The organism is Nonomuraea sp. NPDC050478 (assembly GCF_044458265.1).
Lineage (GTDB): Bacteria > Actinomycetota > Actinomycetes > Streptosporangiales > Streptosporangiaceae > Nonomuraea > Nonomuraea ferruginea.
The window spans coordinates 289918-309969 of sequence record NZ_JBITHT010000001.1 but is presented as its reverse complement, the minus strand read 5'-3'; the positions used below and the strand labels follow the sequence as shown (position 1 = coordinate 309969).

The following is a 20052-nucleotide window of genomic DNA, read 5'->3' as shown; positions in this document are numbered from 1 at the left end:
CTATCGCGGGTGCAGGGCGGTCAGCTTCTGCGCGATCCGCGCCATCCTCGCCGGATAGAACGCCGCCAGAACCGCGAGCTGCGCCGTTCCGACGCAGGTCATGGATTCGATGATCTCCGCCATCATGGGATCCCGGGACACCGCCTCCCGGTAGTCCTCCATGGCTCCCACACGGTCCTGCAGATTGGCCCTGGCCATGCATCTCATCATGTACGCGGTGGCGACCGAAGGAGACTCCGGTCGCAGCTCGATGCAGGTCGTCAGCGCGCTGACGGCGCGGGCGTCGTCGCCGCTCTGGTACGCGCAGAACCCGATCCCGAAGTGGGCATCGGGATCACCCGGATCGAGGCGGAGAGCGGTGGCGAAGCATTCGACCGCCGCGGCGATGTGCCCGGCGGCCATCAGTTCGTCGCCCCGCCGGACGTACTCGGAACCGTTCATGTCACTCCTGCGGCGGGCACGAAGACGGCGAACAGCACGTGCTCCATCGAGGCCGGCTCCAGAGCCCACAGGAACTGGTCCTGGTCCACGAGCCGGGCGTCCGCGCCGGCCTCGTTGTTCTCCGCGCAGAGCAGCGAGCGCAGCGGCCAGGGGTCCCAGTAGACGAAGCTCCCGGATGCGCGCTCGACGCCGCGGAGCAGCACGCAGTGACCGAAGCCCTTCACGCGATCGTAGACGAGGGCGGTGAAAGCCGGGGCCAGGGTGCCCCACCTTGCCAACTGCCCGCTCATCGGAGTACGCGCATCGAGCTCGATCTTCCATCGGCCGCGGACGTCCTGGACGAGGGCGGCCGGGTCGAGGGACGTGATCCGTTGGATCCTGGCCGTCGGCGCTTCCGGCATGGCCGAGTTCAGCAGGCAGCGCAACGGCCGGCCGGCGACGATCTGCGTCAGCAGGAAGCTCTCCTCCACGTCGAGCCCGTCGCCGAGGGGGATCTCGCGGTTCCTGGCCCGGTGTTCCCGGTAGTCGGCGATGACCCGATCCAGATCGAAGCGCGCCAGCCCCGCGGCGTCGTGGGGCGACTCGTGCTCCAGCAGCCAGATCTTGGCCAAGTAGTGCAGGAACTCCTGCATCAAGCCCGACAGGTCGGTGGGACCGCCTCCGGCCACGGCGGCCGGCGGCGCGGGTCCGCCGAATCGGATCAGCTCAGTCATCCGCCGGGCTCTCGGTCTCGCGGAGGCGTTCGGCCTCCTCGCGGGCCGCGTCGCGGGTCATGGCTCTGAGCCGGATCGGGTCGACGATCCGCCCGTCGCAGCCTTCGAGATGCAGGTCCCACGCGGCTCTGATGCGAGCCCGGGGAGTGCCTCCTCTGCTGCCGGCGATCGACAGATCGCATAACGGGCACTGGAACTGGTGGCGCTGCCCGCCGAATGACACAGTCACCGCGTTCGCTCCTCACCGCGTCCACGGATGCGCGGCCATGCCGGCCGGTGGAGCTGGAAGTCCTGTCGTGCCAGCACCGCCCAGCCGAACTCGGCGACGGCGGCGGCTCCGACGAGTGCGCAGGCGATCCAGCGGGGTATCGCCTCACCCGCCCCGGCGTCCGCCGGAGGTGCGACACACAGGCTCAGGCCCGCGCCGAGCATGGCCACTCCTACGTTATAGAGAAGTACGGCCTTTCCGATCTTGATTTTCCATTGCCGGAATTCCTCCCGCTGCCGGGAACGCAGAGTTTCCTCATGTCGTTCCAGATCGGCGGCCCCCCACCAGTCCTCCAGATCGCCTGCCGAATAAAGGAGCGCCCGGGCCTGGAATCCGTACTGAATGCTCCCCACAAGAACGATCATGGCGATGGAAAGGAATAACAAGGTCATTCCCGGCCACCGGAATTGTTCCCGATCGGCCCCCACCACGCCGATCATCGCCACGCCCGCCGCCACCAGCAGTGGCGCGGCGACGAAATGCGCCGCGTCCGCGGCGTGGCCATAGCCGAGCGGCGCCGGTTTGGACCACCGAGGCGGCTTGAACGACGGCATACGCGTCACGTTAGACCTGAATGGGATCGAGCAGAATGACCCGGATCACTGACGCGATGTGAAACACCGGAAACAAGGCTCAGGCGCAGCCGTCCACGATGACCCGCACCAGGTCGCGTACCAGATCCTTATTGACGTTCTCGGGCGGTGCGGTGACGAGGGTGAACAGGGCGCCCCCGTAAAGAGCGATCATCGCGGGGATCTTCTCGCGCGGGATGGTGAGGCCGAGCCGGTCGTGCTGCCCGGCGGTGATCTGTGAGGCCGTGTCGTGAAGGCCGGTGAGCGCCTGGGCCAGGGCCGGTCGCCGGGCGGCCTCCAGTTGGAGCTCGAAGATCGCCAGGTAGCGGGTGCGCAGGGTGGTCGCCGCGGCGAACAGCGATTCGGTCAGGAGGTCGACCAGGGGAGCGGGCCGCCCGACGGCCCGGCCGGTGTCGGCGTGATGCAGCTCGGCGACGCGTTCGGCCGCGGCCACCAGCAGCGCCTCCCGGCTGCGGAAGTAGTTGGAGGCCGTGCCCGGCGGGAGATCCGCCGCCTTCTCCACCGCGCGATGGGTCAGCCCGTGCACCCCCGACGACGCGAGCAACTCGATGGCGGCATCGGTCAGGGCCCGGCGACGGGCCGGATTGGCGGGCGGCATGCGGCCATGTTACCAATAGTCGTACTAGTACGATCGTAGTGAATGGAGGGCGCGTGAGGATCGCGGTGGTCGGCGCGGGGCTGGGCGGGGTGGCGGTCGCGGTGGGGCTGCACCGTGCGGGACACGAGGTGACACTCCTCGAACGGGGCGCCGCACTGCGCGAGAAGGGCACCGGGATCGCGATCATGCCCAACGGGCTGCGCGCACTCGACGCGCTGGGGCTGGCCGAGGACGTCCGCGGGCGGCACACGAAAGCCTTCGCCGGAGGGCTGCGCGACTGGCGCGGCCGGCCGCTGCTCGTCACCGACGTGATCCAGGCGCAGCAGGAGATCGGCGCGGTCGTCATCGTCGAGCGGGCGGAGCTCCACCAGGCGCTGCGCGCCCCGCTGCCCGCCGACCTGGTGCGCACCGCGACCCCGGTCGACCGTCTGGAGATCGGCGACTCCGAGGTGGCCGTGATCAGCGGGGGCCGTGCCGTCGCCGAAGCGGACGTCGTGGTCGCGGCCGACGGCATCGCCGGCGAGCTGCGCGCCCAGCTGTTCCCCCGCCACCCCGGTCTGCGCCGCACCGGCCGGCTGGACCTGCGCGGCATGCTGCCCCGCCCCGGCGACCTCACGCCGGACCTGCTCGCCTGCCAGCTGGTCGACCGCCGCAGCGGGGCGATGTTCGGCCTGTTCCCCGTCGGCGAGGACCGGCTCTACTGGTTCACCGACACCGCTCTGCGCGGCGCGCCGCCCGGCCCCGAGGAGGCGCGCGGGCAGATGCTGTCCCTGATGGCCGACTGGCACCCGCTGGTCACCAGGCTGATCGAGGACACGCCGCCCTCGGACATCCACGTCGACCCGATCGCCGGCCTGGCCGAACCTCTGCCCTCGTACGTGTCCGGCAGGGTCGCGCTGCTCGGCGACGCCGCGCACGGCATGCCACCCGATCTCGGCCAGGGCGCCAGCCAGGCGTTCCAGGACGCCGCCGCGCTCACCCGCCACCTCACCGGCGCCGAGCCGGCGGACGCCGCCGAGCGGCTGCTGCGCTACGACGCCGAGCGCCGGCCCAGCGCCAACCGCGTCATGCGGGGCGCGTTCCGGCAGTCACGGCTGACCTCGCGGACGGGCGTCACCGCGTGGCTCCGCGACGCGCTCCTGCGCGCGATACCGTCCCGCCTGGCCACCCGGCAGCTCGCGGCCCTCTGGCACGCCGAGTGAGAGCTGATCCGCCCGCATCGCGGACGAGTCTGCTTAAATCCTGACTCGGACGGGATGCCGTTGTTCGAAGTCCTATCAACGGTCGGGCGGACGAGGGGATGACCATGCCGTTATGGCGCGCGGGCCGTAGGACCACGATCACGGCGAGCGCGCTGGCGGTCGTCGCGCTGCTGGCCGGGTGCGCCGCGCAGCCGCCCCGGAGCGCACCGGAGCCGTCGGCGCCGGCCGCGTCCCCGACCGCCCCCGAAGGGCCCGCCGCGCTGGCGACGCTGCGGGTCGGCGGCGAGGGGGACGGGTCCGGCACGGGCCGCATCGACGTGGTCGCGCTGGAACGGACGACCCCCGACACGGTCACCGCACGGCTGCGGATCAGCGCCGAGCGCGGCGAGGTCGATCTGGGCCAGTTCGGTCCCCCGGCGATCGCCGGCACCGTGGCCTACAACTACACCGCGTCCTCGGCGGGATTCTTCCTCCTCGACGAGCCACGGTTGTCGGTGTATCTGGCGATGAAGCGCGACAAGGAGGAGATGGGCGCGGCCTGCCTGTGCACCCAGCTGTCCGGGAAGGTGACGGTGACCTCCGAGCCCGCCCAGGCCTGGATCGTCTACCGGGTGCCCGCGGAGACCACCAGCGTCGCGGTGGGCCTGCTCGCCGCCGGTGTCACGGCCCCGTTGCCGATCGGCCCGCGCGGACAGGCCGCCGCGCCGGACGAGCCCGGCCCCGCCGCCATCGCCGCGGCCTTCCCCAACACCCGAGGTCTGGCCACCCACCTCAGCGGCGCCGCCGAGAAGGTCTCCGAGACCTCCGACAGAGTGGAGATCGCACTCGACACCGACGTGCTGTTCGCCTTCGACAAGGCGAGCCTGACCTCCGAGGCGCGGGCCACGCTGCGCGGCACCGCCGAACGGATCCGCAGCCAGGCCGCCGGGACCGTGCGGATCGTCGGGCACACCGACGACGTCGGCGACGACACGTACAACCTGGGGCTTTCGCGCCGCCGCGCCGAAGCGGTGGAGCGGGCGCTCCGCGCCTCGGGAGCCGACGGCGACCTGACCTTCGAGGTCGAGGGCAAGGGCGAGCGCGAGCCGAAGGAGCAGGGCGGCTCGGAGGCGGCACGCGCCGCCAACCGCCGGGTCGAGGTGAGCTATCCGCGATCGGCCCCCACCGCGCAGGCCACCCCGTCCGTCCCGAAGCCGGAGGAGGGCCCGTCCGTGCCGGCCACCACCGGGGCGACGGCCGCCGGGCTGCGGGGCATGGAGGGCGTCACCGCGGACCTGGTGGAACTGCGCCGGCTGAGCCCCACCACTCTGATCGCCACGTTCGACTTCCGCAACGAGAGCTCGCGCGAGATCACGATGCAGGACGCCGCCCTGGACGAGGACGCCCGGAGGTCCACCGGCACCACCGACATCGCGGCCTTCGAGTTCTTCTGGCTCTCGCTCGCCGACACCGACGACAACCGCTATCACGTGCTGCGCACGTCCGGTCCGCCCGCTCACCACTGCCTGTGCAGCCAGCTCGGCAAGCTGCCGCAGGGCGGGCGGGTCAGGACGTTCGCCCTGATGACCTCGCCACCGCCGGACGTGCGGACGGTGGACGTCGAGCTGTTCGCCTTCGAGCCGATGCGCGACGTCCCGATCACCTGAGGAGTCGCTGTCGGCGGGCACGCGGCTGGATCGCCGTGGGCGTTCTCCGTCAGCCGCCGTAGTGATACGCGGTCCTCGGCAGCCGCCGGACGAACTCGGCCGGGTCCTCGAAGTCCCACGCCTCGCCCTCGGGTTCCTCCTCGTAGCCGCAGAAGGGGAACCTCGGCTCGACCCCGCGATCCCGGAGCCCTTCCATGTAGCTGTCGTCGGAGCCGCCGGCCTCGTCGTACGCCTGATGCGCCACGTACCCCAGAAGCTCGAACTCCGGCCACTCCTCGTCCGGCCATTTCTGCAGCCTCGTGCGCGTCTGCCGGTCCAGCCGGAACCCTCCGTCCCGCGACCAGCTCGTCCGCTCGTGTCTGTACGTCCGCGTCAACCACCGGAGCCGCTGGACGTGCGGCAACTCGACGATCTTGTCAGGACACTCGACGAGTTCCTCGTACGCGTCCCGCCCGAAACTGATCAGCCACTGGACGAAGTACTCGAACCCGTTGTACGACCCGAACCCGGTGATGGACGAGGTCGACATCCATCACCGGATCATGGCAGACACGGCCGGGGCTTCCATGTTCTGTCCGGTCAATGTCCTCCCGCCGTCCTCGAACGGGATCCATGGCTCGGCGATGCTGTGCGAACGCGATCAGGACCGCCGGTCCCCTGGGCGTCACATGGTGGAGGTGAGTCCTTTCGCGATCTTCCTCAGCTCGGTGTTGACGGCCTCGGCGCCGGAGAACTCCTTGGCGTACACGGGGCTGAAGGTGATCTCGGCCCACTGCCGGTCGCCCATCTTGAGGAAGAGGGTCGGGGAGCCCGCCATGCCGTCCTCGCCGACGTGCTGCACGACCAGATAGCCGCTCCGGTCGCCGATCATCACGTCCTCGCCGTCCTTCTCCTCGCGATAGCGCTGGATCCGTTCGGTGATCTCCTTCACGGCCTCCTCCTCGAACATGAAGATCTGAACCCGGTATAAGCCCTTCTCATCGCCCTTGTAGTTGTACGAGGTGGAGTACGCGTCGCCGTGGTCGATCGACCAGGTGGACCATCGCAGTCCTTCGGGCAGGTAACCGACCTTGACGTGCCCGAACGCCAACCCGTCGCCCAGGTCCCCGAGGTTCTTCGGCTCGGTCCGCACGGGCGGGGTGTCGTCGATGGCGGGCTCCAGCGTCGCGGAGGTCGTGGCCTGCGTGCTGGGCGTGGCCCGCTGGGCGGCGGTGGCCAGGTAGACGGCGGGCGCGGCGACGACGGTCACGGACGCGAGCACGGACGCGGTCACCATCGCGGTCTTGACCCTGGCCCGCCGTGCCCGGCGCAGACGCATCACCCGGTCGAGCAGGTCGGGAGCGGCGTGCAACCGCGCGGTCTCGCCTTCCATGAGCCGGCGGATCTCGTCCTCAAGCCTGGGCATTGTCACACGCTCCTTCCATGATGTCCCGGCCGAGCGCCGTACGGAGCTTGGCCAGGGCCTTCGACGCCTGACTCTTGACCGTGCCGACGGCGCATCCGAGCACCTCGGCGGTCTGCGTCTCGGTGAGGTCCTCCCAGTAGCGCAGGACGATCACCGCGCGCTGCCGGGGAGGCAGGGCACGCAGCGCGTTCATGAGCACGTGGACGAGGTCGGAGTCCTTCTCGCGGGCCGACGTCTCCGGCGGGCTGTGCATGGGGATGATGTTGAGGATCGCCCGGCGGCGGGCGCGGCTGATGGCCGCGTTGATGATGACGCGGCGCACGTAGGGCTCGGGACTGTCGTGGCGGACCCGGTGCCAGTTCCTGTAGGTACGCTCCAGCGCCGTCTGCAACAGGTCCTCGGCCTCCGTCTGGTCGCCGCAGGCGAGATAGGCGACCCGTAAGAGGCTGGTGGCGCGAGCGGCCACGAAGGAGCCGAAGTCATGCTCTGCTCCGTTCACGTCTGTCCGTTCGATTTCACGCCTTCTAATACGCCCCGGTCCCGGGAACCGTTGCCCGCCGGGCTCGTACGATCTCGCGGGCAACCGTTCGGGCGGCTCAGGCGTATGGATGGTCATGACCGCGTTTCCCCGCAGCAGATCGATGACCTTCACCGCCGCCCTGGCCTTGGCCGGCACCGTCCTGAGCGCTCCCGCGGCCGTCGCGGCCGCTCCTCCCGAGGGCGCCTACTGGCACACCAGGTCGGTGACGACCTCCACCCACCCCTGGCGGTTCGGCACCAAGTCGCACCCCTATGCGCTCCTGGAGACAAGCGTCTCGGAGGAGTGGGCGACTCCCGCCGGCAAGGCCTGGAACGGATACCGGGAACTGGCGACGCGGCCGGAAAGCCCGGCGGACAAGAAGGCGTGGCGGCGTGACGGCTCCCCCACACAATGGGGCAAGACGATCGACGGCAAAATCGTGAAGCTGTCCGGCAAGCACTCCAAGGGCCATGTGGGTCTCCTCCTGCCGGATCGCGGCCAGTTCTGGGTCGCGGGGCAGTGGCTGACGTACGAGGAGGTCCAGCGCCTGCCCGCCGACCCGGAACGGTTGGAGGACTGGCTCACGAGGGCGGCCCGCGTCGGCGGGCTCACTGAGTCCGTCGCGAACTGGCTCACCTCGGTCCTGCCGCAGCTCCTGCACCAGTTTCCCGCTCCGAGGGAGGTCCGCGCCGCGGCCTGGGAGGCTCTGCTGAAGTCTCCGAACGTCCGCATGGAAGGCACCGCGAAGGACAGCCTGGGCAGGTCCGGCACCGTCGTCGTGATCAACACAACGTATGGGACGGGCGAGAAGAGGAACGTGGTCGAGCGGAGGCTGATCGTCGACACCGGCAGGATGGTGCTGTTGTCGGACAGCCAGAAGTCCACACTCGGCGGCAAGCCGCTCCTTGAGGGGTCGTACGACAAGACGCTGATCGAGGTGGGCTGGACCGACTCCCCGCCCACCGTGCCCGCCTTGCCTTGAGCGCCGGGTTCAGCCCCGGGGGAGCCCCAGGACGCGCTGGGCGACGATCTGGCGCTGGATCTGCTGGGTGCCGCCGTAGATCGACTGGGCTCGGGACCACAGGTAGTCGCCGTACGGCGCGGGGTCGCCGAGGACGAACGACGTGCCCGCGAGGTCGCCGACCACGTGGTGCAGGTTCTGTTCGATCCGGGTGGTCAGCAGTTTGTCCACCGATCCCGCCGACCCGCCGGGGTCGCGGTCGGCCAGGGAGCGGGCCACGTGCCACTGCAGCACCCGCAGGTCCACCGACGCGGCGGCGAGGCGGCGGCGCAGCGGCTCGTCGGCGGGGAGGCGGCCCGAGCGGACGTCGTCGCGGGCGGCGGCCAGCACCCGGCCCAGCCGTCCCACCCAGCCCATGTCGGCCGGGCCTCGCTCGTACGAGAGCATGTGCATGGCGATCCGCCAGCCCTGGCCGCGCTCGCCGACCAGGTTGGCCGCGGGCACCTCGACGCCGTCGAAGAACACCTCGGCGAACTCGCGGCTGCCGCTGGCCAGGACGATCTCGCGCCGGTCGACGCCGGGCGACTCCATGTCCACGACCAGCATGGACAGGCCGCGGTGGCGGGGCTCGTCGCGTTCGGTACGGGCGAGCAGCAGGCACCAGCGTGACCACATGGCGCCGCTGGTCCAGATCTTCTGGCCGTCGACCACGAACCGGTCGCCGTCGGGGGCGGCGGCGGTGGTCAGCGAGGCCAGGTCGGATCCGGCGCCCGGCTCGCTGAAGCCCTGGCACCAGACCTCGGTGCAGCCGAGGAGGCCGGGCAGGACCCGGGTCTTGAGGTCCTCGCCGGCGAAGTCGGCGACGGCGTGCGCGATGTGGCCGATCGGCGGAGGCGGGGGCGCGCCGGCCGTGGCCAGCTCGTCGTTGAGCACCGCCTCGTACAGGTCGGGCAGCCCGTGCCCGCCGTAGGCGGCGGGGAGCGACAGGCCCACGTAGCCGGCGGCGGCCAGGGCACGGTGCCAGCGCAAGGTCCGCTCGACGGATTCGGCCGACTCGTAGCCGATGGCGTCGCGGTGCTCGTCCAGGTGGTCGCGGAGCCAGGCGCGCAGGCCGGCGCGGAACTCGGCCACCTCGGGGTCGTCGGAGTAGTCCACGGTCAGCTCCCGGAGAACTCGGTGGCGGCGATGACGGCTTCGTGGTGGTGCTCGTCGCCGAACGCGGCGCGGGCGGCGTGGGCGCGGCGCAGCCAGATGTGCGCGGGGGCCTCCCAGGTCATGCCGATGCCGCCGAAGACCTGGATCACGTTCTCGCACACCTCCACGGCCGAGCGGGAGGCGTACGCCTTGGCCACGCGGGCGGCGCGCAGCGCCTCCTCGCCGGGGAGCGCGTCGACGGCCCAGGCCGCGTACCAGCAGGCGCTCCTCGACGCCTCGGTGAGCACGTGGCTGTCGGCGAGGAGCTGCTGCACGGCCTGGAACGCGCCGACGGGGCTGCCGAACTGCACGCGGGTCCTCGCGTGGTCGAGCGCCGCGTCGAGCGCGGCCTGCATGGTGCCGAGCAGGTCGGCCACCAGCAGGCTGAGCGCGAACGCGGAGGTCCGCGCGGCCGTATCGCCGTCCGGCGGCGTCAGCTCGGGCAAGGTCCGCACGGGCTCACCCAGCGGCCGTACGGCGCGCGTCTGATCAGCGAACGGTACGGGCTCCCCGAGCGCATACGCGGTCCCCGCGGCAGGAACCACCGCGAACTCGGCCCCGGCGGCGTCCCACGCCAGCGACCCCGTGGCGTCGGCGAAGCCGGTCAGGTCAGAGGTGAGGGCGGGGGCGAGGCGCCGGGTGCCTTCGGCGATCTCCTCCAGGAGCTCGGAGGGCGCGCCCCAGGACTGGAGTTGCTCGGCGGCGATCACCGTGCCCAGGACGGGTGCGGCGACCGCGTGGTGGCCGAGCTGTTCGGCCAGGATCATCATGTCGACGGCGCCGGCCTCCGCCCCGCCGTTCTCCTCGCGCAGTCGCATGGCGAGCCAGCCGGCCTCGGCGACGCGCGACCAGGACGCCTCGTCGGGCGCGGCCGGGCCGACGTCATGGGGGCCGCGCCCGCGGTGCCAGCGGGACGCCAGGTGGGCGGCCAGCTTGCCGCAGGACTCGCGGAAGGCCCGCTGCTCGGCGGTGAGCTCGATCTCCATGCCACTCCGAGGACTATCTTTTTTATCATTTACAGAATAGGGCCATTATAGAACCCCGCCGCCCGCGCGGCAACGAACCCGAGGAGGAAGCGATGGCGGACGACAGGAAGGCCGTGCTCGTCGAGGTGGAGGACCACGTCGCGTGGATCACCCTGGACGACGTCCGGCGGCGCAACAGCCTGAACCCGGTGCTGGTCGGGCAGCTCGCCGAGGCGTGCGCCGGGCTCGGCCGGGACGTGCGGGCCGTGGTGCTGCGGGCCAACGGGCCGGTCTTCTCCTCGGGCGGCGACATGGACGCGCTCGGCACGCCCGCGGACGACCCGACGGCCGTCTACCGGGGCTTCGACGCCCTGGCCGCGCTGCCGGTCCCGGTGCTGGCCGCGGTGCACGCGCCGATGATCGGGGCCGGGGTGAGCTTCGCGCTGGCGTGCGACGTGGTGGTGGCCGCCAGGAGCGCCACGTTCGACCCGCGCTTCCTCGACCTCGCCATCCACCCGGGCGGCGGCCACCTGTGGCGGATGGAGCAGCGCGTCGGCCGGCAGGGCACGGCGGCGATGGTGCTCTTCGGCGACCGGCTGACCGCCGAGGAGGCGGAGCGGCGCGGCCTGATCTGGCGCTGCGTGGCGGACGGCGAGCTGATGGACACGGCACGCCGCATGGCGGCCCGGGTGGCGGGCCGCTCCCCGGACGCGGTGCGCCGCGCCAAGGCCACCATGCGGCTCAGCCGTTCCCTGACGGACCCCCGGATGGCCGCGGGCGTCGAGCAGATCGCCCAGGACTGGTCGATGCGCCAGCCCGCGTTCACCGACGCGGTCGCAGCCCTCCGCGAACGCGTCCGCCGCCGCTGACGAGGGAGGACGGACATTGTCCCGTTCCAAAAACCGGGGCCGATCGCATTGACGCGGGTCGGTCCGGCATCGAGCATCGGGTGGGGGCCCACCGTCATCTGTCCGTCCCAGCGCATGGGACAAGGGGAGGAAGCATGTCGGTAATGTCGAACGACTCTGTGCTGCCCGCGGGTTGGCAGGAGTTCGTCGCGAAGCCCGACCCGACCACGGCCAAGGCGGTGGCGAGGGCGCTGACGCAGCTGGGCTCGCCCGCCGCGTTCGAATCCGTGAAGCTCATCGCCGAGACGCTGGCCGAGCGCTCGGCGGCCGAACGCAGCGAGAAGTCCCGGCTCATCGCGGCCCAGCTGAGGGGCGAGGTCGCCCACGCCTTCATGAAGGCGACCGCGGCGACCCGCCTGGCCCACCCCACGGTGCGGACGCCCGTGGAGAAGCCGCAGCACCAGGACGTGGCGCACTACCTCGACGTCCTGCCGCCGAAGCAGCCCGACGAGCGCCCCGAGACGACCCCGGGCGGCCACGACCCGCTGACGCTGGAGGCGCTCGACCTCGCCACGGCCGACCTGGCCGCGCTCGCTGACCGCGTCGCCGACGAGCGCGACGCCTCGTCCATGGGCCATCTCCGGAAGGCGGCGGAGCTCGTCGACTCCATCAACGCCAAGCCGACGACGTACTCACAGGAGCGCCGCGCCGAGCTCGCGGCGGCGGTGAAGGGCACGACGCAGGAGCACATCGTCGAGCAGATCGGCTTCCGGGCGGCGAAGACCCAGCGCGACAAGGAGCAGGGCCTGTCGGCCGAGAACGAGCTCGCGGCCAGTTACTGGCGCACCAACTACGTCGACACCCTGCAGAAGTTCCTGGCCAAGCTGGGCACCGTGATGCCGGACCCGGACGACATCCTCGTCAACAGCCCGCGCGTGCTGGAGAAGCTGGCGATGATGGTGGACCCGAAGGTGGTGGCCGGGCTCAGGATCAAACCGGTCGAAGGGCGGACGGGCATCAGCGTGCTGAGCGGCACCGCCGCCTTCAAGGACCAGAACATCGCCTGGAAGTCGATCCTTCAGGAGCTCGGCGCGACGCCGTCGGCCTACCAGCTCTACGAGCTCATGGACACGGGCAAGCCGGAGCCCCCGGCCGACTCCACCGTCAACACCTGGGCCGACCTCGTGGCGCTCATCACCGGCAGCCCGTTCGCCCGCCTGCAGGAGATCGCGCGCCAGAAGACCGAGCTGGCGCCGGTGTGCGCCATGGTCGAGCACCTCGTGCTGGGCCTCACCGACGAGTTCGGCCCGAAGCGCACCGACGCGCTGACCGCCAACGCGCTGCGCTCGCTGGGCCGGCTCCTCGACATCGTCGTGGCCAACCAGCACAACCCGTCGGTGGCACTGCGCGCGGTCGACCTCATGATGGACGAGATCGGCATCGTGGTCGCCGTGGCCGGGAACTACACGGGGGACGACTACCGGCGGGCCGTGCGGCGGGTCATGCTGGAACGCGCGCCGAGCATCGCGCCGCTGGTCGAGGGCGAGCAGGTCCACATGTACAGCTACCTCACGACCAGCGGCATGGAAGCGCTCGGGACGGCGCTGTGGATCGCGCTGTCCTGGCGGGGGCACGAGCAGGTCTCGCGCTCCACCGAGCAGATCGACTACTTCGAGACCGGCGAGCTGCTCAGAAGGCTCAGAGAGGGCGACACGTTGACGCCGCACCAGGACGTCCTGGTCGCGACGCTGAACCCGAGCGCGCCCTACTCCGTGCCGTCGCCGGAAAAGCTCGTGATCTCGGTGCGCGAGGCCCTGGCGGCGCAGAAGAAGGGCGCGGCGCCGTGCGTGCTGATCATCGACACCACCATCCAGCTCGCGCCCGGGTCGACCGGTGGTAAGGGCCGGCTCGACGTCATCCTCGGCGGCCTGAAGGAGGACATCGCCGCCGGCAGGCTGGAGGTCTTCCTGTGCAAGAGCTACCAGAAGTACGCCTCGTTCGGCACCGGCAAGGTGGCCGCCGGCGATCTCACCCTGCTGTCGAAGAAGGGCAACCTCGAATCCGTGTTCGCGCGGGCCGAGGTGCTGCTGCAGGACGCCCAGCTCGACCTCGCCCGGCACGACGAGGGACAGCTCGTGATCCACATGCTCAGGCACGGGCACCGTGACGAGCTTGCGCTGATCGACAGCGCCGCCCGGAACGCGAAGTTCGTGGACGAGTTCTGCTGGCCGATCGACCGGACGAACCAGCGCCAGGGGACCTCCTACGTGGACGGGATCCCCCTGCTCCTGCGCGCGACGTTCCCCGCCAAGATCGACACCCTCTTCGCCAAGCTCGTCCTGATCGACTGGCGCGACAGCTTCTCGTTCCTGCGGACGTCGTACGTCGGCAGGATCCCGGGGCCGTGGGGGGCGGCGCCGGCGGAGCAGAAGGAGGAGTGGTACGTCCGGATCAACCCCGGCCACGAGTCCAAGGAGACGATGGTCGAGTGCTTCTACGCCTTCGGCCACCTGGCGACCAGCACGCCTCCCGGCGCGGGGCAGCCGGGCCAGAAGCAGGTCGATCTCGACCGGCTGCCGCTGGAGGCGGTGCTGGAGCACCTGAAAGCTCTGGACGAGGTCAAGGGTGACGCCGGAGTCGAACGGTACCGCAACAACATCGCGGCCTCGTACTGCGTGTTCGCCGTCCAGAACGTGGGTTTCCGCAGGGACGCCCTGGTGCCGCTGCTCGCCGGGTTCTTCGCGAAGCGGACGGGCGGCGTCACGATCGAGACCCAGCGCTATCTCGCCGGCGAGCTGTTCTCGCTGCTCAAGGAGAAGACCCTCGACGTGGTCCACGACACGGGCCCGGCCAAGCTGCCTCCGCCGCCGGCGTCGGGCAAGAAGAAGGTCCTCAACGTGGACCTCACCACGGTCGCGGGGCTGTGCCGCGCGGTGGCGGTCCTTCCCGCCTGGCGGTTCAAATCGCTCGCCAAGGAGTTCGAGCTGGGCCAGATCGGCGTCTCCGCCGAGGAGAAGCGGCTGAGCGCCCTGGTCGACAAGGCCGTCAAGGGCTAGGCGGCGGTCAGCCCGGCCGGCGGAGCAGGTCCACGGCGAGCTCCTGGAGGCGGGGTTTGGCGATCTTGCCGACCGCGCCGCGCGGGAGCTCGTCGAGGATCCAGACGCGCCGGGGCACCTTGAAGTTCGCCAGCCGCTCGCGGCACCAGGCGAGGAGTTCGCTCTCGTCCAGCTCTCCGGAGACGACCACGAAGGCCGCCGTCACCTCGCCGAGGCGGTCGTCGGGCACGCCGACGACCGCCGCGTCCGTCACCGACGGATGGTCGGCGAGGACGTGCTCGACCTCCGCCGGGTAGACGTTGAACCCGCCCACGATGACCATGTCCCTGGTCCGCCCGGCGATGCGCACGTAGCCGTCCTCGCCGATCCAGCCCAGATCGCCCGTACGGAGCCAGCCGTCGCGCATCACCTCGGCCGTGGCGGCGGGGTCGTCGAGATAGCCGGCCATGACGTTGGAGCCGGTCACCTCGATCTCGCCCACCACGGGGCTGCCCGTCGCGTCCGGCGCCCAGACCCGCGCCCGGACGCCGTCGATGGGCCGGCCGATCGTGTCGCACACCAGGTCGAGCGGGTCGCCGGGGCGGGTCATGGTGCACACCCCTGTCGCCTCGGTCAGCCCGTAGCCGATGACCACGTCGCCGACCCCCAGCTCCTGCTTGAGGTCCCGTACGAGAGCGGGCGGCACGATCGCGGACCCGATGACCGCCACGCGGATGGCCGGTTCGCCGGGGATGTCGCCGTTCCGGCGGGCCGCGACCACGTACCGCTGCGCGGCGGGCGGCGCGTTGAGCACCGCGACCGGCAGCGTGCGGACGACCTCGGCGATCGACTCCGCCGACACCACGGGGATCAGCACCGCGGTCGCCCGCACCTGGAACGGCGAGATGAGACCGGTCTTGAACCCGCCGATGTGCGCGAGCGGATAGGTCACCGGGTAGACGTCGCCCCGGCCGAGCCCGACGACCTCGGCCCAGGTGCGGGCGGTGGTGAGGAACGGCTCCTGCCGGAGCACCGCGCCCTTGGGCCGTCCGGTGGTGCCCGACGTGAACTGGATCGCGATGATCTCGCCCGGCTCGACCCGTGCCGCCGCACCCGCGCCCGCGCGGAACTCGTCCCATCCCACCGCGCCCTCGGGCACGTCGGGGCCGAGGGCGACCACCTGGGCGCCGCCCGCGATCGGGAGCGCCTCGGCCGCCAGCCGCCGCCCCGCGAGCAGGCCGGGCGCGACCAGGAAGGGGGCGGAGACCCGGGGCAGGATCGCGGCCACCTCGGCGCTCGTGTAGCGCGGGTTGAGCGGGACGAGCACGCCCCCGGCCACGATGGCCGAGAGCATGGCGACGGTGCAGTCGATCGTGTTCGCGGCCCAGCAGGCCACCCGGTCGCCGGGGCGCAGGCCGTGCGCGATCCAGGCGGCGGCGCCCTCGCGCACGCGCGCGTGCAGTTCGGCGTACGTCACCGACTCTCCCTCGCACATCAGCGCGGGGACGTCCGCGGCGTCTCCGGCCGCGGCTGCCAGCAGCGTCTCGATCGTCGTCGTCATGGTGAGTGGCCCTCCCGAGTAGAGGACATCATTGCCGAATCACGCACGAAAGGTCATCCCGCCCGGCTCGTCCGGCTGCTGATGCGCCAGCCCTCCGGCGTACGGACGAGCTCGTCGGTGTAGACCCCGAAGACCCGCACCGCGGGGGTGCCGGTGGTGTCGCCGAAGAACAGGAAGTACGAGACCGCGGTGGCGGCGTCGCCCGTCACGGTCACGTGCAACGGGACCACCAGGTGGCGGGTGTTCGTGCCGGGCCCGCTGACGCCTTCGGCGCGGCGCTGCCGGGTGGCGGCGACGATCTCGTCCGCGCCGTGCTGGGTGCTGCCGCCGAAGCTCCAGGTGGCGTCGGAGGTGTAGAGCGCGCGGTAGTCGTCCGGCTCGCCCTCGTCGGCGAGGTGGGCGGCGAGCCCGATGAGGGAGCGGATGAGGACCTCGTCCTCGGCGTGGCTGGTGTCGACCATTGCCGCAATCTATCATTTTAATGATGTAAATCATAAGAGGAGAGTGCTCATGATCGTGGTGTCCGAGCCCCGGCCGCGCGTCCGTCTCGTCACACTCGACCGTCCCGCCCGCCGCAACGCGCTGGACCTGGCGGGCTTTCGTGCGCTGGCCGCGGCCTGGCGGGAGGTGGCGGCCTCCGGCGCGGGGGCCGTCGTGGTGACCGGTGGGAGCGACTTCTCCTCCGGCGCCGACCTCGCGACGTTCTCCGCCGACGTCGCCGCGGCGATCCGCGGTGGCGGGCCCGCCGCGGCGGTGTGGGCCGATGTGCATCACGCGCTCCTGCGTGACGTGGTGCTGGAGGTCCCGGTCGTGGCCGCGATCGAGGGCATCTGCTTCGGCGCCGGGATGGAGCTGGCGGGCGCGACCGACATCCGGATCGCCGGGGAGTCGGCGCTGTTCTCGCTGCCGGAGGTGCGGCACGGGTTCATCGCGAGTGGCGGGTCGGTGGCCCGGCTGCCCCGGCAGATCGGCTACCCGGCGGCGATGCAGGTGATGCTCACGGGTGAGCGCTTCGGCGCGGAGCGGATGCGCGCGTGGGGGTTCGTCGGCGAGGTGGTGCCGGACGGCGCCGCGCTCGGTCGCGCCCTCGACCTGGCCGAGCTGATCGCCGGCCACCCGGCCGCCGCCGTGCGCGGGATCAAGCGCGCCGTGGGTGAGGGCGTGCGCGGCACGCTCGCGGACGCGTACGCCGTCGAGTCGCGGGTGTCGGACGAGGTGCTGGGCGGGTGAGCCGCAGACCGGGTGGGCGCGACGGAAGGTTACGGGTTGGCCTTAACCGGGGCAACGGCCTTGTCGCTGACCCATGCTTTGCGTATCTTATTAATGATTGAGTATTAGATCAGTGCTGATGGCAGCGCTCAGAAAGGCGTTCGCATGCCGCCCACACAGCCCGTGAAGATCGCCGTGCGCAAGCTCGGCAAGGTCTTCTCCAGCGGCGCCGGCTCCGTCCGCGCGCTGGACGAGATCGTGCTGGACGTCCACGACGGCGAGTTCCTGTGCCTGCTCGGCCCCTCGGGCTGCGGCAAGACCACCCTGCTCAGGGTCATGGCCGGGCTGGAGCGGCCGTCCAGCGGCACGATCGACATGCGGCACGACGACCCGTCCCGATCCCTGTCGGCCGTGGTCTTCCAGGACTACTCCGTCTTCCCGTGGAAGACGATCAGGGAGAACGTCATCTTCCCGCTGCTCCAGACCGGGGTCCGGCGGGCGCGGGCCAAGGAGATCGCCGATCACTGGCTCGCCCAGCTCGACCTGTCCGGCTTCGAGAACGCGTACCCGGACACCGTCTCCGGCGGCATGAAGCAGCGGGTCGCGATCGCCAGGGCGCTCGCCGTCGAACCCGAGACGCTGCTCATGGACGAGCCGCTGGCCGCGCTCGACGCCCAGCTCCGCCTGCTGCTCCAGGAGAAGCTGCTGGACCTGTGGCAGGCCAACCAGAACACGGTCGTCTTCGTCACCCACTCGATCGACGAGGCGCTGCTGCTCGGCGACCGGATCGCGGTGATGAGCGCGCGGCCCGGCCGGATCGCCACGGTGATCGACGTGCCCTTCGACCGGCCGCGGCACCCTGACGAGATCCGCGCCTCGCCCGACTTCGCCGCCCTGCGCGACGAGATCTGGCACCGACTGCGAAGGGAACTCCAGCCCGCATGAGCCCCGTCACCCGCGACCAGGAGGCCGTCGAGAGCACCGGCACCTGGCGGACGATCGCCCCAGGACCGGCCGAGCTCGACCCGCGCGGCTACGCCCGCCGCCGCACGCTCATGGAGCGCGGCCTGGCGATCCTCGTGCCGGTCGCGCTCATCAGCCTGTGGCAGCTCCTGGCCGGGGCCGGGGTACTGGAGAGCAACTACTTCCCCCCGCCCAGCGACATCGCGGCCTCCTGGGCCGATCTCCTGGCCAGCGGCGTCTACCAGGAGTCGGTGCTGGCCAGCCTGAGCCGCATCGTCTCCGGCTACCTGCTCGGCACGTCCTGCGCGGTCGCGCTCGGCATGGTGATCGGCTCCGTACGGCTGCTCAGGGTGGCGCTCGAACCCACGATCTCGGCGCTCTACACGGTGCCGAAGCTGGCGATCCTGCCGCTGCTGCTGCTCATCTTCGGCCTCGGCGAGACCAGCAAGATCCTCCTGGTCGCGCTGACCTGCTTCTTCGTCGTCCTCATCAACACGATCGACGCGGTCAGCAGCGTCTCCCCCCGCTACCACGACGTGGGGCGCTCGTGCGGCGCCTCGCGCTGGTCCACGCTCGTGCACATCACGCTGCCGGCGGCGCTGCCGCAGACCCTCACCGGGATGCGCATCGCCTCCGGCCTCGCCGTCATCGTCATCGTCGGCGCCGAGTTCGTCGCCGCCGACGCCGGCCTGGGATTCCTCGTGTGGAACTCGTGGAACCTCGGCGTCCCCGAGCACATGTACGTGGGCATCGTCTCGATCTCGCTGATCGGCGTGATCGTCGGCCTGGTGCTCCGGGGCGTCGAATGGCTGCTCACCCCCTGGAACCGGTGACTTCCCCCCACCGGCCGATCGAAAGGAACGACCCGTGACCGCACGGCTCTCGTTGAGCAGGCGCGTCATGGCCGCGCTCGCCCTCCCCATCCTCGCCCTCGGCGCGCTGACCGCCTGCGGCGCCGAGGAGGAGACCGGCACGCCCGCCAGTGACACCACCCGCACGCTCAAAGTCGGCTACATCTCCGGCACCTCGCTGGGCCCGGCCTTCGTCGCCGACGCCCTCGGGTGCTACCGCGACGAGGGCCTGACCATCGAGTTCGAGCCCATCAAGAACCCGGCCGACGCGATCGCCTTCCTCGCCACCGACAAGCTCGACGCCTACGTCGGCTCGCCGTCGGCCGGCATGTTCAACCAGGTCGCGAAGGGCGCCGAGCTCAAGATGGTCGCCTCGCTCGGCTCGGTGAACACGCCGGAGGGCGAGGCCGCGCCGAGCGGCCTGTTCGGCGCCAAGTCGATCAAGTCGGTGGAGGAGCTCAAGGGCAAGCGGGTGGCCCTGCTCGGCTCCGTCGGCTCGGCCACCTCCTACCTGCTGGGCAAGTCGCTCGAAGCCGGCGGGCTGAGCTTCGGCGACGTCGAGCTGGTCACCCTCGGCAGCTCCGACATGGTGCCCGCGCTCAAGAACGGCGGCGTGGAGGCCGCGCTGCTGTTCGCGCCCGAGACCCAGAAGGCCATCGACCAGGACGTGGCGCACGCCCTGGTCGACTCGAAGAAGGCGTACGGATCGAGCACCACGGCCGGCATCATCTTCGGCACCAAGCTGCTGAAGACCGAGCGGGCCACCGGGGTGAGCTTCCTGAAGGCCAACGCCTGCGCGGCCAAGCGGTTCGAGGGTGACTGGCGCAAGGACGCCGAGATCGTCAAGATGCTGGCCGACTTCATGAAGGTGCCGGAGAACACCATCAGCGGCGGCGGTCTCTACGCCTTCGACAGCAGCCTGGCCATCAACGAGGGCACGCTGACCGAGATGCAGGAGATGTTCGTGAAGGTCGAGGGCATCCTCACCTACACCGATCTGCTCCCGGCCGACAAGCTCGTGGACGACACGCTCAGGGCCGAGGCCGTGGGCGCGGCCTGACCCGTACGGACGAGAAACG

General features: G+C 71.1%; 21 protein-coding genes. 9 read left to right on the top strand and 12 right to left on the bottom strand.

The window, feature by feature from the left end:
* The 5 genes from ACIBF7_RS01505 to ACIBF7_RS01485 form a co-directional block, all read right to left on the bottom strand.
* A complete protein-coding gene (locus tag ACIBF7_RS01505; protein WP_271276820.1) occupies positions 1-441 on the bottom strand; it encodes a tetratricopeptide repeat protein in 441 nt (146 codons plus the stop codon).
* Positions 438-1154: a hypothetical protein gene (locus ACIBF7_RS01500; RefSeq protein WP_397196109.1), complete on the bottom strand. Its 717-nt coding sequence runs from the start codon at positions 1152-1154 to the stop codon at positions 438-440. The genes ACIBF7_RS01505 and ACIBF7_RS01500 overlap by 4 nt, the downstream gene beginning before the upstream one ends.
* Positions 1147-1383, bottom strand: a complete 237-nt coding sequence (locus tag ACIBF7_RS01495; protein WP_271276822.1) for a hypothetical protein — start codon at positions 1381-1383, stop codon at positions 1147-1149. The genes ACIBF7_RS01500 and ACIBF7_RS01495 overlap by 8 nt, the downstream gene beginning before the upstream one ends.
* A complete protein-coding gene (locus ACIBF7_RS01490) occupies positions 1380-1976 on the bottom strand; it encodes a hypothetical protein (protein ID WP_364229401.1) in 597 nt (198 codons plus the stop codon). The genes ACIBF7_RS01495 and ACIBF7_RS01490 overlap by 4 nt, the downstream gene beginning before the upstream one ends.
* A 79-nt stretch (positions 1977-2055) precedes the next feature.
* Positions 2056-2613 (bottom strand): TetR/AcrR family transcriptional regulator, encoded by a 558-nt coding sequence (locus tag ACIBF7_RS01485; protein WP_271276824.1) that lies wholly within the window; start codon positions 2611-2613, stop codon positions 2056-2058.
* A gap of 53 nt (positions 2614-2666) precedes the next feature.
* Here ACIBF7_RS01485 and ACIBF7_RS01480 point away from each other — a divergent pair, with 53 nt between their 5' ends.
* Complete coding sequence (locus ACIBF7_RS01480; RefSeq protein ID WP_397196108.1) at positions 2667-3815, top strand: FAD-dependent monooxygenase; 1149 nt, start codon at positions 2667-2669, stop codon at positions 3813-3815.
* Positions 3816-3919: 104 nt separating this feature from the next.
* Positions 3920-5461 carry an OmpA family protein gene (locus ACIBF7_RS01475; RefSeq protein ID WP_397196107.1) on the top strand — a complete coding sequence of 514 codons (1542 nt, stop codon included), beginning with the start codon at positions 3920-3922 and terminating at the stop codon, positions 5459-5461.
* 49 nt (positions 5462-5510) lie between these two features.
* On the opposite strand, the gene ACIBF7_RS01470 is transcribed toward ACIBF7_RS01475, so the two are convergent.
* From ACIBF7_RS01470 to ACIBF7_RS01460, 3 genes are all read right to left on the bottom strand, one after another.
* Positions 5511-5990, bottom strand: coding sequence for a DUF4240 domain-containing protein (locus ACIBF7_RS01470; protein ID WP_397196106.1), 480 nt, complete (start codon positions 5988-5990; stop codon positions 5511-5513).
* 135 nt (positions 5991-6125) lie between these two features.
* Positions 6126-6866, bottom strand: a complete 741-nt coding sequence (locus tag ACIBF7_RS01465; protein WP_397196105.1) for a hypothetical protein — start codon at positions 6864-6866, stop codon at positions 6126-6128.
* On the bottom strand, positions 6853-7365 hold the full coding sequence (locus tag ACIBF7_RS01460; RefSeq protein ID WP_308248732.1) for a SigE family RNA polymerase sigma factor: 513 nt from the start codon (positions 7363-7365) through the stop codon (positions 6853-6855). Before ACIBF7_RS01460 ends, ACIBF7_RS01465 begins: the two co-directional genes overlap by 14 nt.
* Positions 7366-7480: 115 nt before the next feature.
* On the opposite strand from ACIBF7_RS01460, the gene ACIBF7_RS01455 reads away from it, so the two are divergent.
* The gene (locus ACIBF7_RS01455; protein WP_271276830.1) at positions 7481-8368 is read left to right on the top strand and encodes a hypothetical protein; all 888 of its coding nucleotides are present in this window, start codon (positions 7481-7483) and stop codon (positions 8366-8368) included.
* A gap of 9 nt (positions 8369-8377) precedes the next feature.
* Here ACIBF7_RS01455 and ACIBF7_RS01450 read toward each other — a convergent pair whose 3' ends face one another.
* Entirely contained in the window at positions 8378-9502 is a 1125-nt protein-coding gene (locus tag ACIBF7_RS01450; RefSeq protein ID WP_397196104.1) for an acyl-CoA dehydrogenase family protein, read from the bottom strand.
* A gap of 2 nt (positions 9503-9504) precedes the next feature.
* Complete coding sequence (locus ACIBF7_RS01445; RefSeq protein WP_397196103.1) at positions 9505-10527, bottom strand: acyl-CoA dehydrogenase family protein; 1023 nt, start codon at positions 10525-10527, stop codon at positions 9505-9507.
* A 92-nt stretch (positions 10528-10619) separates the two neighbouring features.
* On the opposite strand from ACIBF7_RS01445, the gene ACIBF7_RS01440 reads away from it, so the two are divergent.
* Both ACIBF7_RS01440 and ACIBF7_RS01435 read left to right on the top strand, forming a co-directional pair.
* Positions 10620-11375 carry an enoyl-CoA hydratase-related protein gene (locus tag ACIBF7_RS01440; protein ID WP_397196102.1) on the top strand — a complete coding sequence of 252 codons (756 nt, stop codon included), beginning with the start codon at positions 10620-10622 and terminating at the stop codon, positions 11373-11375.
* Positions 11376-11518: 143 nt separating this feature from the next.
* On the top strand, positions 11519-14410 hold the full coding sequence (locus ACIBF7_RS01435; protein WP_397196101.1) for a hypothetical protein: 2892 nt from the start codon (positions 11519-11521) through the stop codon (positions 14408-14410).
* A gap of 7 nt (positions 14411-14417) precedes the next feature.
* Here ACIBF7_RS01435 and ACIBF7_RS01430 read toward each other — a convergent pair whose 3' ends face one another.
* On the bottom strand, positions 14418-15950 hold the full coding sequence (locus tag ACIBF7_RS01430; protein ID WP_397196100.1) for an AMP-binding protein: 1533 nt from the start codon (positions 15948-15950) through the stop codon (positions 14418-14420).
* A 53-nt stretch (positions 15951-16003) separates the two neighbouring features.
* Entirely contained in the window at positions 16004-16411 is a 408-nt protein-coding gene (locus tag ACIBF7_RS01425) for a nuclear transport factor 2 family protein (protein ID WP_397196099.1), read from the bottom strand.
* A 49-nt stretch (positions 16412-16460) separates the two neighbouring features.
* On the opposite strand from ACIBF7_RS01425, the gene ACIBF7_RS01420 reads away from it, so the two are divergent.
* The 4 genes from ACIBF7_RS01420 to ACIBF7_RS01405 all read left to right on the top strand — a co-directional run bounded on the left by ACIBF7_RS01420 (position 16461) and on the right by ACIBF7_RS01405 (position 20033).
* Positions 16461-17180: an enoyl-CoA hydratase/isomerase family protein gene (locus tag ACIBF7_RS01420; protein WP_397196098.1), complete on the top strand. Its 720-nt coding sequence runs from the start codon at positions 16461-16463 to the stop codon at positions 17178-17180.
* A 144-nt stretch (positions 17181-17324) separates the two neighbouring features.
* A complete protein-coding gene (locus ACIBF7_RS01415; RefSeq protein WP_148035411.1) occupies positions 17325-18104 on the top strand; it encodes an ABC transporter ATP-binding protein in 780 nt (259 codons plus the stop codon).
* A complete protein-coding gene (locus ACIBF7_RS01410) occupies positions 18101-18955 on the top strand; it encodes an ABC transporter permease (RefSeq protein ID WP_148035410.1) in 855 nt (284 codons plus the stop codon). Before ACIBF7_RS01415 ends, ACIBF7_RS01410 begins: the two co-directional genes overlap by 4 nt.
* Positions 18956-18989: 34 nt before the next feature.
* Positions 18990-20033, top strand: coding sequence for an ABC transporter substrate-binding protein (locus tag ACIBF7_RS01405; RefSeq protein ID WP_219542914.1), 1044 nt, complete (start codon positions 18990-18992; stop codon positions 20031-20033).
* Positions 20034-20052: the final 19 nt, after the last annotated feature.